The organism is Prosthecomicrobium sp. N25 (assembly GCF_037203705.1).
Lineage (GTDB): Bacteria > Pseudomonadota > Alphaproteobacteria > Rhizobiales > Ancalomicrobiaceae > Prosthecodimorpha.
Genome location: NZ_JBBCAT010000006.1, coordinates 31,598 through 46,702, shown reverse-complemented (window position 1 = coordinate 46,702; position 15,105 = coordinate 31,598). Strand labels below are relative to the sequence as shown.

The window sequence follows — 15,105 nt, the reverse complement described above, 5'->3', positions numbered from 1 at the left end:
CGGGCGGGCCCGGCGACCTCCCCGGACTGGGCAGCGAGCCCGTCAATCCCGGCCGGCAGGCTTGCAGAAATCCGCGCAGCCCGCCTCCCAGAACGGACGCCCTGGCACCGGCTGCGGCACCGAGGTCCGCTCGCGCCGCCCCGGGAGATCGGGCGGGGTCGGCTCGATCCAGTCCCACCAGCCGTGGGCGCATTCCGAACGCCAGGCCATCTGGTCGGCCAGGGACGTGCCGGCCTCGGCGAGCGCGTCGTCCAGGTCGGACAGGGCCGCGCGCAGCGCCGTGTCGGCCGCGTCGGCCTTGCCGGGCGACGCGAGCACGTGGTCGATGCAGGCGGCCGTGAAGGCCTCCATGGGCCGCGCGAGATGAGGCCAGGCCGTGCGGTCGAGGTGCCATGCGGCCGTCCACTCGCGGACCACGGCCTCGACGGCCTCGGCACGCGGGAGCCGGGCGACCTTGGCGGCGGTCGTCACCATGTGGCGGAGCAATTCCGCCCTGGCGTGGAGCCTGCGGGCCGCGCGGGCGGCCTCCCGCATGGCCGCGATCGCGGCGTCGGCTTCGGCGGCGAGTGCGTCGGGCAGGGACATGGGGAGACCTCGACGGGTTCGGGGAATCACGGCAGGACCGAGACGGCGGCGATCATGCGATCGAACAGGGGGCCGGCCTCGATCCGGTCGATCACGTGGGCGTTCGCGGGCCGCTTCAGCCGGCCGTGCCAATCGACCGTGCTGCGGCCGCGCAGGGGACCCGAACCGGTCTCGATCTCCACATGACAGTCGCGGCCGGTGAAGAGCTCCGGCCAGAGCAGGAAACCGATCACGCAGGGGTCGTGCATCGGGTGACCTTCCGTGCCGAGGCCGCCCGGGCGCGGCCGGGTCAGCATGCCGTGGACGGCGCGCCCGGTCGCGGTGCCCAGGGCGCGGAAGGCCTCGATCTGGTCGTGCCGCGCCATGGCGCCGAGCGTGGCGTTGAGGCCCAGCATGGTGATCGGACGGCCGCAGCCGAACACCACCGCGGCGGCATGCGGGTCGACGTAGACATTGAATTCGGCGGCGGGCGTGATGTTGCCGAGGCCGAGCGCGCCGCCCATGAGGACGATCCGCTCGATGCGGGGGAGGATGTCGGGGGCGATCCGGAGCGCGAGGGCGATGTTGGTCAGCGGCCCGAGGGGGCACAGCGTCACCGGCTCGGGCGCGGCGCGCAGGATCCGCACGATCGCCTTCACGGCATGGCCGGGCGCGGCGGCCCGGCGCGGCGGCGGCAGTCCGGCGCCGGCGAGGCCGTCCGGTCCGGAGACGAACTCGGCCGTCTCGAGCGGCAGCACGAGCGGGGCCTCGGCGCCGCGGTGGACGGGCACCTCGGGGCGGCCGGCCAGGTCGGCGATCCGGAGCGCGTTGGCGGTGGTGAGGTCGACGGGGACGTTGCCGGCCACCGTGGTGACGGCGAGAAGGTCGAAGCGGTCGGGCAGCGCCATCGCGAGGAGCAGCGCCACGGCGTCGTCCTGGCCGGGATCGGTGTCGACGAGAACGGGCATGCGGCGGGCCACGCTGTGCCTCCGGGCATCGGGGTGTCAGGCGGCCTTGGCGTTGCCGCTCATGATCATGTGGGTCAGGTCGTCGGCCGTCAGGCCGTCGATCGGCCGGTCCACGTATTTTCGGCCGGCGCCGAGGATGACGACCCGGTCGGCAAGCGCGACCACGTCCCGCATGTTGTGGCTGATCAGCACGATGGTGCGGCCGTCCGCCTTCAGGCGCCGCACCAGGTCGAGGACGAGCGCGGTCTCCTTGACCCCGAGGGCTGCGGTCGGCTCGTCCATGATGATCACCTCGGCGTTCCAGCGCAGGGCGCGGGAGATCGCCACGGCCTGGCGCTGGCCGCCGGAGAGCCGCTCGACCGGGCGGTTCATGTCGGTGACCGATACGGAGAGCTGCGCCAGGTACCGCCGCGCCTCCTCGGCCATGCGCTTCTTGTCGAGCACGCGCAGGAACGGCAGCAGGAAGGGCCGGGTCAGCTCCGACCCCATGAAGACGTTCTGGGCGATCGAGAGCCGCGGCGCCAGGGCGAGGTCCTGGTAGATCGTGGCGACGCCGCGGCCGAGCGCGTCGTGGGGCGAGGCGAAGCGGACGGGCTCGCCCTTGACGCGCATCTCGCCGGCGGTGGGCTCCTCGGCGCCCGAGACCACCTTGATGAGGCTCGACTTGCCCGCGCCGTTGTCGCCGCACACCGCGACGACCTCGCCGGCATGGATGTCCAGGTCGACGTCGCGCACGGCGACGACCGCCCCGTAGCTCTTGCCGATGCCACGGAGGGACAGGATGGGGGGCGAGGCGTCGCGGGCGGCCGTCATCGGGTCGAGGCTTCCGGGCCCGAGGGCCCGTTCGGTCCCGCGTTCGGCCGGCCCGGGGGGCCTGCCGGGGCGCGCGGCGTCACTTCAGGAAGTCCTTGACGTTGTTCTTGTCGACCAGGACGGCGTCGGTGAACAGGTAGGGGCCGGACGTGATGGCGTCCTTCGGCTTCTTCTCGACCACGATCGCCTGCACGGCGTCGACGGCCTTTCGGCCCATGTCCTCGAACGGGATGGCGACGGTGGCGACGAAGGTGGACTCCGGGTCCGCGATGCGGGCGTAGCTCTCCTTGCCGCCGTCCACGGAGACGAGCGGGATCTGGCCCTTCTTGACGCCCTGCGCCCTGAGCAGGTCGTCGATGATGTAGGCCTGGCCGTCGAACGAGGCCCAGATGCCGTTGATCTTGCCCTGGTTCTGCAGGAGCAGCGCCTGCATGCCGGCGCGGACGTCGTCGCGCCAGCTCTGGGTGCGCGCCATCGAGAACTTGCCCAGCTCCTTCACGGCCTGGTTCTCGGAAAGGACCACGTCTAGGATCTTGCCGCGGATCCGGGAGGCGACGTTGAGGTCGAAGCGGGCCGTGACGATGTTGCCCTGGTAGCCGAGCTGGCCGAGCAGGTAGAGCGCGGCCTCGGCGCCGACCTTGTACTCGTTCGTCTGGATGTCGAAGAGGGCGTGCGGGCTGGCGCCCGACTGCACGGTCACGACCGGGATGCCCTTGTCCTTGGCGGCCTTGAACTGGGCATCGGCCTCGACCGGCTTGCCCATGGCGATGATGATCGCGTCGACCTTCTTGGTGATCAGCGTCTCGAACTGCTCGGCGTGCTTCGGCAGCGAGCCCTCGGAATTCAGCAGCGTGACCGTCCAGCCCCTCGCCTTCGCGGCCTCCGCGGCCGCGTTCGCCACGCGCGCGTGGGTCTCGGACGAGAACTGAAAGCCGACGATGCCGACCTCGAAGGCGTCCGCCGTGCGGGCGAGCGCCAGGACCGCCACGGCGGCCGTTGCGAACTTGCGTAACCAGGTCATCCCCATCCCCTTGTGCTTCGAACGTCAGACCTTGAACGCCGCCTTCTTCATCACGCTCGCCGAGAAGGCGACCGAGCCGATGATGATGGCGCCGAGTACGATATCCTGGACGTAGTAGGGCGCTCCGAGCAACACGAGTCCGTTGCCGAGGACCTTGAGGACCAGCGCGGCGTAGACCGTGCCGGCGATGTTCGGCTTGCCCGGGTCGAACATGGTCATCCCCAGCAAGACCGCCGCGATGGCGTAGAGCAGGTAGTCGCCGGCCATGTTGGGGGCCGCCGAGGAGAGGTTGGCGGCGAGCAGCACCGCCATCACGGAGGCGCAGACGCCCGCGAGCAGCAGCCCGATGCGCTTCATCCGGCCCGTTTCGATGCCGGCGAGGCGCGCGGCCTCGTCGGCCTCGCCGGTCGCTACCATGTGGGCGCCGGTGCGGGTCCAGCGGACCAGGAAGCCGGCCGAGAGGGTGACGAGGGCCATCCAGAGGACCAGGTTCGGGACGCCGAGGGTGGTCCCCCGGGCGAGGCCGGTGAAGCCGGTCGGCCAGCGGCCCACGAAGGCGACGCCCTGGGTGATCATGAAGGCGCAGCCCTTGGCGATCGCGGCGGTGCCGAGGGTCATGATCAGCGACGGGATCCTGAGGCGCGTGACGCCGAAGCCGTTGAGGGTCCCGAAGCCCGCCCCGACCGCGAGCGCCGCCGCCACGGCCGCGTAGGGCGGATACTGCTGCTGGACGACCCAGCCGCAGACCACCGCCGCGAGGCTCGCCACCTCGGCGACCGACAGGTCGAGCTCCGCCACCGTGAAGGCGAGCGCGAAGCCGAGGGCCAGGATGGCGAGGAAGCTCGTGTCCTTCAGGACGTTGATCAGGTTGACGGGCGTCGCGAAGTTCGGCGCGAACAGCACGAAGACCAGGATCAGCCCCAGTCCGGCGATGGCGGTGCCGTAGCGGCCGACGACCTCACGCATGGGCTCGCGCCTCCGGGCCGCTCGTGGCGGGAGCCGGCATGCCCGGCAGGGCGCCCGAGCCGCGTGCGAGCGCGGCGAGGTCCGCCGAGATCGGCGCCAGCGCGGCCTCGGCGCGCCGGAAGATCGTGTAGAGCCCGTCATAGGCGGCGCGGCGCGCGGGATCGGGCTCGAAGCGCCGCGCCGGGCGGACGAGCCGCTCCTGCGCTTCGGCCAGCGAGCCGAAGCGGCCCGTGCCCATCCAGGCGACGAGCGCGGCGCCGAGCACGCCGGGCTCGCGCGCCTCGCCGACCACGACGGGCCGGCCGCAGACGTCGGCCTTGATCCGGCACCAGACCGGATTGGCGGCGGCGCCGCCGCCGAAGCGGATCTCGACGGCGGGCCGGCCGAGCGCCGCCTCGGCGCGCTCGAGGACGAGCCGGTTCGCGAACGCCACCCCCTCGAGCACCGCATAGGCGAGATCGGCGGGGCCGTGCCGGCGGTTGAGGCCCACGAAGGCGCCGCGCAGGGCGGGGTTCCAATAGGGGACGCGCTCGCCCTGCAGGTAGGGGAGGAAGACGAGCGGCTGCGGATCGCGGTCGCCGTCGAGCAGAGCCGCCGTCGCCGGGCCGACCGGATCCCCGGTGCGGCCGAGGAGGGACAGGAGCCAGGACACGGTATCGGCCCCGTTCTGGCTCGGGCCGCCGACCTGCCATACCCCGCCCCAGTCGACGGTGAGCAGGCCGTCGGCCTCGACGGGCTCGGAGCCGACCATGCCGAGCACCTCGGTAGTGCCGGAGATGTTGTAGGCGTAGCCGTCGCGAAGCGCCCCGAGGCCGGCCGCCGCGGCCCAGGTGTCGTTCGAGCAGCAGACGACCGGCACCCCGGCGATGCGGTCGAGCGGTTCCGGCAGGCCGGGCAGCACGATGCCGACCGGCTCGTGGGGCTCGCGCTGCGGCGGGAGCAGGGCGGCGCCCAGGCCCGCCCTCGCGAAGGCGTCCCGGCCATCGACGACCTGCGCGCAGGCGGCGAGGCGGGCCATCGAGACGGGATCGCCGGCCCGGCGGCCGGTGAGGCGGAGGTTCAGGTAGTCCTTGGGCTCCAGCACGCAGGCGAGCGCCCGGGCGGTCTCCGGCTCCTCCTCGCCGAGCCAGGCGAGACGGGCGAGCGGGTGGAAGGCGTTGACGCGCGGCGCCTCGGGATGGTCGCCGAGCCTCTCCCGCAGCCGTGCCGCGGCGGCCTCCGCGCGGGTGTCCTTCCAGGTCATGGCCGGCCGCAGGGAGCGGTCGTCTTGGCCGAGATACACCTGCGTGCGCGTGACACCGCAGATCGCGATCCCCCGGATCTTGCCGAAGAGGTCCGGGCGATCCTCGGCGAGGCGGGTCGCCGCCGCCAGGAAGGTGCTCCACCAGGCGGCCGGGTCGATCTCGGACCGGTCCAGGGTTTCGACCGGCACCGGACCGGGGACGACGCTCTCCGCAAGCGCGGCGCCGTCCTGGTCGACGAGCACGGCACGGAAGCTGGTTCCACCCAGGTCGCACGCGAGGACGACGGTCACACGGCCTCCGTGGGGGTGCGACGGCCGGCGGTCCCGCGAGGCGTGCCGGCGGCGAATCGGGCGCGCGCGACGGCGCGCAGGCCGGCGTCCCGCCGCGCCAGGTCGTGGGCCGTGTCCTGGTGGCGGACCATGAGCGCTCCCTTGGTGTCGCGGCCATGATCGATAGAATTCCGACAAGGATCAAGCCGCGCGGACGGGGCGTCCAGAAGAACGGCGCCGTGCCCGGAAAACCCTTCATCGACGTCCGGCGCCCCTAGGGCTAGCACGAGCTTGGCCCTTACGGAATTTCGTGAAATATCACCCTGCGGCAGGTTTGCCCTGCAAGTTCGGGAGGCAGTCATGCCGGATTGGAAGGCCATCCTGGGCACATCGCTGGTGATTGGTGGTCTGGGCATCCAGGGACCCCTTTCGGCCAGTGCCGCCCCCCTAAGCGAGGCGGAGGCCCGGCAGATCGCGATCGAGGGCTACGTCTACCTCTATCCGCTCATCTCCATGGACGTGACCCGGCGCGTGCTCACGAACGTCGCCCCCGGCGCCGGCATCGGAGCGCCGGCCAACACCTTCGCGCACATCCCGGCCTTCCCCACGGCGGAGATGCGCCAGGTGGTCAGGCCGAACTTCGACACGCTCTACTCGAGCGCCTGGCTCGACCTCACGCGCGAGCCGGTCGTCCTGCAGGTGCCCGACACGGGCGGCCGCTACTACCTGATGCCCATGCTCGACATGTGGACGGACGTGTTCGCCTCGCCCGGCTGGCGCACGACCGGGACGGCTGCGGGCACCTTTCTGATCGCCCCGGCGGGCTGGCGCCCGGACCTTCGCGAGCGCTTCGACGAGTTCAAGCTGCCGGCTGACACCCAGCGCCTCGACGCGCCGACGCCGCATGTCTGGATCATCGGCCGCACCAAGACGGACGGGCCACCGGACTACGCTGCGGTCCACAAGGTCCAGGCGGGCTACCGGCTCACCCCGCTGAGCCAGTGGGGCAAGGAGGCGAAACCGGCCGAGTTCAAGCCGGACCCGACCGTCGACATGAAGACGCCGCCCAAGGACCAGGTCGACACCATGACGGGCGAGGCCTACTTCGCCTATGGGGCCGAGATCCTGAAGGTGGTGCCGCCGCACCTGACCGACCAGGCACAGGTGGCGCGGCTGAAGCGCATCGGATTCGAGGCGGGCAAGAGCTTCGATCCGGCGAAGCTCGACCCGCAGGTGCGTGCCGCCCTCGCCGCGGCGCCGGCGGCCGCTCAAAGGCTGATGAAGTGGAAGACCGCGACCCTGGCCAGCGTGGTCAATGGCTGGTCGATGAACGTGGACACGATGGGCGTCTACGGGAACTACTACCTGAAGCGCGCGATCGTGGCGCAGATCGGCCTCGGGGCGAACCAGCCGCAGGACGCGATCTACCCATTCAACCTGGGCGACAGCAAGGGCCAGCCGCTCGACGGCCGCTTCGGCTACACGCTCCACTTCGACAAGGGCGAGATGCCGCCGGCCGATGCGTTCTGGTCCGTCACGCTCTATGACGAGGACGGCTTCCAGGCGGCGAACCCGATCAACCGCTTCGCGGTCTCGAGCTGGATGCCCTTCGTCTACAACCCCGACGGTTCGCTCGACCTGCACATCCAGAACGCGAGCCCCGGCAAGGACCGGGAGGCGAACTGGCTGCCCGCGCCGAAGACACCCTTCACGCTCACGATGCGCCTCTACGCGCCTCAGGGCGACGCGCTGACCGGCAAATGGGCGCCGCCGCCCGTGATCCGGACCGAGAAGCTCCCCGGCATCGTGTCGGAGTAGCCGGCGCCCCACCGCCGATCGTCGACCCTGTCGGGCGGACGTTTGCCCGGCCGCGGCGGGCGCCGACAGGGCGTGCCACTCGGCAGGAACGTCGGTTCCGAGCCCGATGGCCCGGGTGGGCGTCGGATCGATCCCAGCCGCCATCCGGAACGGCTTGTCCAAGACTTCCTGAATAGCTCATGCGCGTTTCGGCCGTCGTCGCCTCCTGCCTCTCGACATCGTCAGAGACGATCCGAACCAGATCCCAGCCGGAAATCTTGACCGGTGCGACGGCCTCCCCGGAGCGCATTACGTTGCGTCCTCGGGATTTCGTCGATCTGGGATGCCTTCCGAGGATTTATTGGGGCGTTGACGGCCGACGTCGATAGATTGACAGTCATAGGTCCATCTTCCCTGCAGGTCGGGGCCGGCTGCGCCGGCTCGGACAGGTATTCGGAGGAAGACCGTGGCGACGACCGATCATTCAGCCCACCCGGGCGCAAGCGGCTCGCGACAGGACGGACGCCCCGTATCGGCACGCCACCCGGGGCTTCCGGCTGCCACGTCGCTGCCTGCCGATGAGCCGCGTGGCTCCGATGGCCCCGACCCGACCGGCCCGGCGGCAGACCATCACGGCCACGGCGAGCACGGCCACCCACACGTGCACCAAAGCCCGGACCACCTGCGGCCCGACTCCGCTTCTCACCATCACGAGGGCGCGGCCCGGGCCGCCCACCTTGCGTCGGCGCCCGTCCCGGAAGGGACGATCTACACCTGTCCGATGCATCCGCAGGTCCGTCAGGTCGGTCCCGGTCACTGCCCGATCTGCGGCATGGCGCTGGAGCCGCTGGTCGCCACCGAGGCGACCGGGCCCTCGCCCGAACTCGTCGACATGACCCGGCGCTTCCGGATCGGCCTCGCGCTTACCCTGCCGGTCTTCGCCCTGGAGATGGGCGGGCACCTGCTGGGCTTGCGCCACGTCCTGAGCCAGGCGACCTCGAACTGGCTCCAGTTCGCGCTCGGAACCCCGGTCGTGCTCTGGGCGGGCATGCCCTTCTTCGTCCGCGGCTGGCAGTCGCTCGTGACGCGCAAGCTCAACATGTTCACGCTCATCGCCATGGGCATCGGCGTCGCCTGGATCTACAGCGTCATCGCGACCGTGATGCCGCAGGTCTTCCCGGCCGGCTTCCGGGCGGCGGACGGGTCGGTCGCGGTCTATTTCGAGGCCGCGACGGTGATCACCGTGCTGGTCCTGCTCGGCCAGGTTCTCGAGCTGCGTGCCCGCGAGTCGACCGGCGGCGCGATCCGCGCGCTGCTCGACCTCGCGCCGAAGACGGCCAGGCGGATCGCGCCGGACGGCAGCGAGGCCGAGGTGGCCCTGGAGCTCGTGGCGGTCGGCGACCGGCTGCGCGTGCGGCCCGGCGAGAAGGTGCCGGTCGACGGGATCGTCGCGGAGGGGCGGAGCGCCGTGGACGAGTCCATGGTCACGGGCGAGTCCATGCCGGTCACGAAGTCGGTCGGCGACAGCGTCGTCGGCGGGACGATGAACCGGTCGGGGGCGCTCGTCATCACCGCCGACAAGGTCGGCCGCGACACCATGCTGGCGCGCATCGTCCAACTGGTCGCGGAGGCGCAGCGCAGCCGTGCGCCGATCCAGCGGCTGGCGGACGACGTCTCGGGCTACTTCGTCCCCGCGGTGATCGCGATCGCGCTCCTGGCGTGGGTGGCCTGGGCCATCTGGGGGCCGGAACCGCGCTACGCCTATGGCCTGGTCGCGGCCGTTTCCGTGCTGATCATCGCCTGCCCCTGCGCGCTCGGTCTCGCCACGCCTATGTCCATCATGGTCGGCGTCGGGCGCGGCGCGGAACACGGCGTGCTCATCAAGAATGCCGAGGCCCTGGAGCGGATGGAGAAGATCGACACGCTGGTGGTCGACAAGACCGGAACGCTCACCGAGGGCAAGCCGGCTGTGATCGAGATCGTGACCGCGGACGGCTTCGCCGAGGCCGAGGTGCTCCGCCTCGCCGCCGCGGTGGAGCGGGCGAGCGAGCATCCGATCGCGCTCGCCATCGTGGCCGCCGCAGACGTGGGCGGCCTCCGGCCGGCTGCGGTGACCGATTTCGACAGCCCGACCGGAAAGGGAGCCCTCGGCACCGTGGAGGGGCGGCGGATCGTGCTCGGCAACGCCGCCTTCCTGCAGGAGCACGGGATCGACACGGGACCGCTCGCGGCCCGCGCCGACCGGCTCCGCGCCGACGGCGCGACCGCGATCTTCGCTGGCGTCGACGGCCGGCCAGCGGCCGTCCTGGCCATCGCGGATCCCATCAAGCCGACCACCCCCGCCGCGCTCGACGCGTTGAAGGAGGCCGGCATCCGGGTCGTGATGTTGACCGGCGACAACTGGACCACCGCCCGCGCCATCGCGGCGCGGCTCGGCATCCCGGAGGTCCAGGCCGAGATCCTGCCCGAGGGCAAGAGCGCGGTCGTGGAGGCCTACCGCCGGGAGGGCCGGACGGTCGCCATGGCGGGCGACGGCGTCAACGACGCCCCGGCGCTCACGGCGGCCGACGTCGGCATCGCCATGGGATCGGGGACCGACGTCGCCATCGAGAGCGCCGGTGTCACGCTCCTGAAGGGCGACCTCACCGGCATCGTCCGGGCGCGCCTGCTGTCGCAGGCCACCATGCGCAACATCCGCCAGAATCTGTTCTTCGCCTTCGTGTACAACGCCCTCGGCGTCCCGGTCGCCGCCGGCGTCCTCTATCCGAGCTTCGGCCTGCTGCTCTCGCCCGTGATCGCGGCCGCCGCCATGGCGCTGTCGTCGGTCAGCGTGGTGGGCAATGCGGCGCGGCTGAAGACAGTCCGGATCGACAAGGGAGCGAGACGGCCATGATGGACTGGGACATGGGTTGGCACGGCGGCTGGATGGGCCTGGGCAGCATCTTGATCCTTGTCCTGGTCGTCCTCGGCATCGCGGGACTGATCAAGTACCTGCAGAGCTGAAGGCGTCGGGACATTCGCCCGGCCGTGGATCGGGGGCTTGGCCCGCGGCCCCTCGCCTGTGAGGATGGTCCCGACGAAGCCGGGCGTGCCGCTCCCGGGACCGCGTCCGCGGCCCCCAAGGCCGGGCGTGACCGGCGCGCCGCCAAGGAGGAGGACCGCAGCAATGCCGCCCATTCATCGTGTGCCGCGGGTGACGTTCCATACGCGCGTCAGGAATCCCGCCCTCGACGGGCCGAACCCCTTCGAGTGGCGCGACCTGACGTCCGACGAGCTGTTCGGTGGCAAGAGCATCGTTCTGTTCGGGGTGCCGGGCGCCTTCACGCCCGCCTGCTCGGATACCCACCTGCCGGGCTACGAGCGGCATCACGACGACTTCACCGCGCTCGGCGTGGACCGGGTCGTGTGCCTCTCGGTGAACGACGCCTTCGTCATGTACCAGTGGGCGAAGAGCCGCGACATCGAGAAGGTGTTCATGCTGCCGGACGGCAACGCGGACTTCACGCGCCAGATGGGCATGCTCGTCCAGCGGACCAGCCATGGGATGGGGCTGCGCAGCTGGCGCTACTCCATGCATGTGGTGGACGGCGAGATCCGCCAGATGTTCGTCGAGCCCGGCTTTCGGGACGATCCGCCCGGAGTCGGTGTCCAGGTTTCGGATGCCCGGACCATGCTGGACTATCTCGGGAGCCGGTGACCTCCGCCCCCGCAGCCAAGCCGGGGGCGCCCTCGTCGGAGGAACCGGAACGGGATCGAGCGGTCCCGCCGGCCCATGCGCCCGTGACCAACAGGGAAGGCCCGCACGATGTCCACGCCCGTCCCCTTCACGCTCTCCGTCCCCGACAGCGCCCTCGCCGACCTGCGCGCCCGGCTCGCGCTGACCCGCTTCCCGGACCAGGTCTTCGAGCCGTGGGAGATGGGGTCCGATCTCGGCTTCATGCAGCGGCTGACGGCCTATTGGCGGGACGGGTTCGACTGGCGCGCGGCCGAAGCGCGGCTGAACGCGCTGCCGCAATTCCGCGTCCGGCTCGACGGGTTCGACCAGCACTTCATCCGGGTCGAGGGGCAGGGGCCGTCGCCCGTCCCGCTCCTGCTCGTGCACGGCTGGCCGGGGTCGGTTCTCGAATTTCTCGACATCATCCCGCGCCTGACCGATCCCGGTCGCTTCGGCGGCGATCCGGCCGATGCGGTCACGGTGATCGCTCCGTCGCTGCCGGGCTACACGCTGTCATTCCAGCCAGGACAGGCTCGTTTCGGCGTCGAGGAGATGGCGGGAACGCTGGCCCGCCTCATGACGGAGGTGCTGGGATACGATCGCTTCGCCGCGCAGGGCGGAGACTGGGGCTCGTTCGTTACGTCCCGGATCGCCTACGAGCACCCCGACCGCATGATCGGCCTGCACCTCAACATGGTGCCGATCCGGCGGGATCCTACCCTGGCCGAGACGGCCACGGCCGAGGAGCGGGCTTATGCCGAGGCGCTCACCGTGTTCCTGAAGGAGGAGACGGGCTACCAGTGGATCCAGGGCACGCGGCCCCTGACGCTCGCCTATGGGCTCACGGACTCGCCCGCGGGCCTGGCGGCCTGGATCATCGAGAAGTTCCAGCGCTGGGCCGACTGCGGCGGCGACCCCCTGTCGGTCTTCAGCATGGACCAGCTCCTGGCGAACGTCTCGCTCTACTGGTTCACGGGCTCCATCGGGTCCTCGTTCCATCCCTACCATGCCCGCATGCATCGGCCCTGGCCCATCCCGGACGGCGGTCCGATCACCGTGCCGACCGGCTATGCGGCCTTTCCGACCGAAATCGTGCGGCCGCCCCGCTCGCTCGCCGCGCGGACCTATCGCGACATCCGGCGTTGGACCGTCATGGAGCGCGGCGGCCACTTCGCCGCCATGGAACAGCCGGAGGCGCTTGCGCGCGAGATCCTGGCCTTCCTTCGTCCCTTGCGTGCCTGAAAGGCAGGCGCGGGGCCGGTCGCGGTCGGCGCTGCCCGCCGGCGACAGGCCTCAGAGCGCGACGGGGGCCCGGGGCGCTGGCTCGGGGTCCGGCGGCGCCACGGCCGGCAACACCCGCAGGAAGGCGGCCTCCGCGCCCAGGATATGAGCCTTGACCATGGCGCAGGCCTCGTCGGCCTTGCCGGCCGCCAGGGCGTCCAGGATGTCCCGATGCTGCTTCCAAACGATCGGGCCGCGCTCGGCGTAGTTCAGGACCGCGACCATGACCCTTCGGAGATAGTACCAATGCGGTTCCGCGGCGCCGACGATGAGCGGGTTGCCGGACATTTCATAGATGAAGGAGTGGAACTCGACGTCCATCGCCACGGCGTCGCGGTGGCTGCCCTTTGCGAGCGCGCGCTCGCCGGCGGCCAGGATCCGCTCGCCGTCGGAGAGCAGCTGCCGGGCGAAGTCCGGCGATCGGGCCGCCCTTTCGGCCGTCAGCCGGGCGGCCAGAAGATCCAGGCTGAGTCGGATCTGGTAGTGATGCACGGTCGCATCGGCGTCGAGCGGAGCCACGTAGAGGCCTCGCGCGCCCTTCTCGAGCACGAGGCCCTCGTTCTTGAGCAGCGCCATGGCCTGCTGGACCGGCTGGCGGGAAACGCCGAGACGCGCAGCCAGATCCTCCTGGACCAGGTGCGTGCCGGGACGCAGGCTGCCATCGCATATGCTGTCGCGAATGGCCGTGTAGACCTGTTCGGCCCGGCTGGGAGCGGTTGCAATCGGCTTCATCGGCTACTGAACCCTTTCGGCGGCTGCGCCCCTTTCCTGCCTCATGTGGGACCGACGGCACCCTCCGGCGCGTGGGAGTCCGGCAACGGCACCCTCCGATGCCGGACTCGCGAAGACCGACTCAGGTCTGGATATAGGCGAGGTGGGTCTGAGTGTACTCCAGGACGCCGTGCTTGCCATCGGCACCCCCGATCCCCGAGCGCCCTCTGCCCGCATGGAAGCCCTGCATAGCCTCGAAGTTCTCGCGGTTGACGTAGGTCTCCCCGAAATGGAGCTCGTTGCAGGCCTTGAGCGCACATCGTATGTCGTTGGTGTAGATCGACGACGTCAGGCCATAAACGGTGTCGTTCGCCATGGCAATCGCCTCGTCGAGGTCCGAAACGGTCACCACGGGCAGGACCGGACCGAAGATCTCCTTCTGGACGATGTCCATGTCCTGACGGCAGTTGACCAGGACGGTGGGCTCGTAGTGATTGCCGGCGCCGAGGTCGGCCACCTTGCCGCCGAGGATCGCCTGCGCTCCCTGGGCGATCGCGCCCGAGACGAGATGGTCGATCTTCTGCAGGCCGGACTTGTTGATGATCGGCCCCATGTCGAGCTTGTCGTCGGCGAGCGGGTCGCCGTAGCGGGTCGACTTCATTTCGGCGGTCAGCTTGGCCACGAAGGCGTCCGCGACCTTGCGATCCACGTAGACGCGCTCCGGGGCGTTGCAGACCTGGCCGGTGTTGAGCACCCGCGATTGCTTGATGGCACGGGCGGCGAGGTCGAGATCCGCGTCCGCCAGCACGATCGCCGGCGCCTTGCCGCCGAGTTCGAGATTGACCTTGGTGATGTTGCGGGCGGCGTCCGCCATGATCTTGGAGCCGGTATCGACGCTTCCCGTGAAGCTCACCATCCGGACGTCCTCGTGCAGGGTCAGCGCCCGGCCGGTGGTCGCGCCACGCCCATACACGATGTTGAAGACGCCTTCGGGCAGCTCGGTCTCCTGGACCAGCGACGCGAAGAGGGCGGCGTTGTTGGGGGTCTCCTCGCTCGGCTTGATGACGATGGTGTTGCCGGTGATGAGGGCGGGCGCCATCTTGCGCGCGATCAGGAAGAACGGAAAATTCCAGGGCAGGATGCCCGCGACGACGCCGAGCGCCTGGCGGAACAGAAAGATGTTCTCCCCGGGACGGTCACTCTGGATGACCTCGCCTTCGATCCGGCGGGCCCATTCGGCCATGTAGTCGATGTAGTCGGCGGTGAAGTGGGCCTCCACCTCGGCCAGGCCTAGGATCTTGCCCTGCTCCTCGGAGATCACGCGCGCGATCTTTGCCGCGTTGGCCCGGATCTTCGCGGAGATCTGGCGAAGGTACTTGGCGCGCTGGATCGCGGGCAGCTTCTCCCAAGCCGGCTGGGCTCGCTTCGCCGCGGCCACCGCCTGCGCGACCGCGTCGGCCGACGAGTCCGGGATCTCGGAGATCACCGTGTCGCGGGCGGGGTTGAGGACCGGGATCACGTCGCCGCCCGTTGTCGGCCGGAAACGGCCGCCGATGAAATTCTGATGCATGCCCATGGGCTTCCTCCGTTGGCTCGCGTGGCCTTGCAAGGCCTTCTGCCCCGGACCGGCACCAGAGTCGGTCTCTTGCGGTCAGGGGCATCACCCCCATAACACGCCTTGCGCTGCATTGGAATTCTGAATTCAGTCGCCAGAGTTCAAAATTCGGAATTCAGATTGTTGACGACGGGTGGTCTC

At 70.5% G+C, this 15,105-nt stretch carries 13 protein-coding genes; 4 read left to right on the top strand and 9 right to left on the bottom strand.

Annotated elements, in window-relative coordinates:
• Positions 1-42: 42 nt before the first annotated feature.
• The 7 genes from WBG79_RS25915 to WBG79_RS25885 all read right to left on the bottom strand — a co-directional run bounded on the left by WBG79_RS25915 (position 43) and on the right by WBG79_RS25885 (position 5,997).
• Positions 43-585, bottom strand: coding sequence for a hypothetical protein (locus WBG79_RS25915; protein WP_337360144.1), 543 nt, complete (start codon positions 583-585; stop codon positions 43-45).
• 26 nt (positions 586-611) lie between these two features.
• Entirely contained in the window at positions 612-1,544 is a 933-nt protein-coding gene (locus WBG79_RS25910; protein ID WP_337360143.1) for a nucleoside hydrolase, read from the bottom strand.
• Between the two features lie 24 nt (positions 1,545-1,568).
• Entirely contained in the window at positions 1,569-2,345 is a 777-nt protein-coding gene (locus tag WBG79_RS25905; protein WP_337360142.1) for an ATP-binding cassette domain-containing protein, read from the bottom strand.
• A 79-nt stretch (positions 2,346-2,424) separates the two neighbouring features.
• On the bottom strand, positions 2,425-3,366 hold the full coding sequence (locus WBG79_RS25900; protein WP_337360141.1) for a sugar ABC transporter substrate-binding protein: 942 nt from the start codon (positions 3,364-3,366) through the stop codon (positions 2,425-2,427).
• Between the two features lie 24 nt (positions 3,367-3,390).
• Entirely contained in the window at positions 3,391-4,332 is a 942-nt protein-coding gene (locus WBG79_RS25895; RefSeq protein WP_337360140.1) for an ABC transporter permease, read from the bottom strand.
• The gene (locus WBG79_RS25890) at positions 4,325-5,866 is read right to left on the bottom strand and encodes a xylulokinase (RefSeq protein ID WP_337360139.1); all 1,542 of its coding nucleotides are present in this window, start codon (positions 5,864-5,866) and stop codon (positions 4,325-4,327) included. Before WBG79_RS25890 ends, WBG79_RS25895 begins: the two co-directional genes overlap by 8 nt.
• Positions 5,863-5,997, bottom strand: a complete 135-nt coding sequence (locus tag WBG79_RS25885; RefSeq protein WP_337360138.1) for a hypothetical protein — start codon at positions 5,995-5,997, stop codon at positions 5,863-5,865. The genes WBG79_RS25890 and WBG79_RS25885 overlap by 4 nt, the downstream gene beginning before the upstream one ends.
• Positions 5,998-6,205: 208 nt before the next feature.
• Here WBG79_RS25885 and WBG79_RS25880 point away from each other — a divergent pair, with 208 nt between their 5' ends.
• The 4 genes from WBG79_RS25880 to WBG79_RS25865 all read left to right on the top strand — a co-directional run bounded on the left by WBG79_RS25880 (position 6,206) and on the right by WBG79_RS25865 (position 12,599).
• Complete coding sequence (locus WBG79_RS25880) at positions 6,206-7,663, top strand: DUF1254 domain-containing protein (RefSeq protein WP_337360137.1); 1,458 nt, start codon at positions 6,206-6,208, stop codon at positions 7,661-7,663.
• A gap of 547 nt (positions 7,664-8,210) precedes the next feature.
• Complete coding sequence (locus WBG79_RS25875) at positions 8,211-10,535, top strand: copper-transporting P-type ATPase (RefSeq protein WP_443147524.1); 2,325 nt, start codon at positions 8,211-8,213, stop codon at positions 10,533-10,535.
• Positions 10,536-10,808: 273 nt separating this feature from the next.
• Positions 10,809-11,339: a peroxiredoxin gene (locus WBG79_RS25870; protein ID WP_337360136.1), complete on the top strand. Its 531-nt coding sequence runs from the start codon at positions 10,809-10,811 to the stop codon at positions 11,337-11,339.
• A gap of 108 nt (positions 11,340-11,447) precedes the next feature.
• A complete protein-coding gene (locus WBG79_RS25865) occupies positions 11,448-12,599 on the top strand; it encodes an epoxide hydrolase family protein (RefSeq protein ID WP_337360135.1) in 1,152 nt (383 codons plus the stop codon).
• A 51-nt stretch (positions 12,600-12,650) separates the two neighbouring features.
• Here the strand turns inward: WBG79_RS25865 and WBG79_RS25860 are convergent, their stop codons facing one another.
• A complete protein-coding gene (locus WBG79_RS25860) occupies positions 12,651-13,370 on the bottom strand; it encodes a GntR family transcriptional regulator (protein WP_337360134.1) in 720 nt (239 codons plus the stop codon).
• Between the two features lie 121 nt (positions 13,371-13,491).
• Positions 13,492-14,925: an aldehyde dehydrogenase gene (gene aldA / locus WBG79_RS25855; RefSeq protein ID WP_337360133.1), complete on the bottom strand. Its 1,434-nt coding sequence runs from the start codon at positions 14,923-14,925 to the stop codon at positions 13,492-13,494.
• Between the last annotated feature and the right edge of the window lie 180 nt (positions 14,926-15,105).

Excerpts from the sequence above, each read along its gene's own strand:
- WBG79_RS25915 (WP_337360144.1), bottom strand. The coding sequence starts at position 585 with ATGTCCCTGCCCGACGCACTCGCCGCCGAAGCCGACGCCGCGATCGCG.
- WBG79_RS25905 (WP_337360142.1), bottom strand. The coding sequence starts at position 2,345 with ATGACGGCCGCCCGCGACGCCTCGCCCCCCATCCTGTCCCTCCGTGGC.
- WBG79_RS25900 (WP_337360141.1), bottom strand. The coding sequence starts at position 3,366 with ATGACCTGGTTACGCAAGTTCGCAACGGCCGCCGTGGCGGTCCTGGCG.
- WBG79_RS25895 (WP_337360140.1), bottom strand. The coding sequence starts at position 4,332 with ATGCGTGAGGTCGTCGGCCGCTACGGCACCGCCATCGCCGGACTGGGG.
- WBG79_RS25885 (WP_337360138.1), bottom strand. The coding sequence starts at position 5,997 with ATGGTCCGCCACCAGGACACGGCCCACGACCTGGCGCGGCGGGACGCC.
- WBG79_RS25880 (WP_337360137.1), top strand. The coding sequence starts at position 6,206 with ATGCCGGATTGGAAGGCCATCCTGGGCACATCGCTGGTGATTGGTGGT.
- WBG79_RS25870 (WP_337360136.1), top strand. The coding sequence starts at position 10,809 with ATGCCGCCCATTCATCGTGTGCCGCGGGTGACGTTCCATACGCGCGTC.
- WBG79_RS25865 (WP_337360135.1), top strand. The coding sequence starts at position 11,448 with ATGTCCACGCCCGTCCCCTTCACGCTCTCCGTCCCCGACAGCGCCCTC.
- WBG79_RS25860 (WP_337360134.1), bottom strand. The coding sequence starts at position 13,370 with ATGAAGCCGATTGCAACCGCTCCCAGCCGGGCCGAACAGGTCTACACG.
- aldA (WP_337360133.1), bottom strand. The coding sequence starts at position 14,925 with ATGGGCATGCATCAGAATTTCATCGGCGGCCGTTTCCGGCCGACAACG.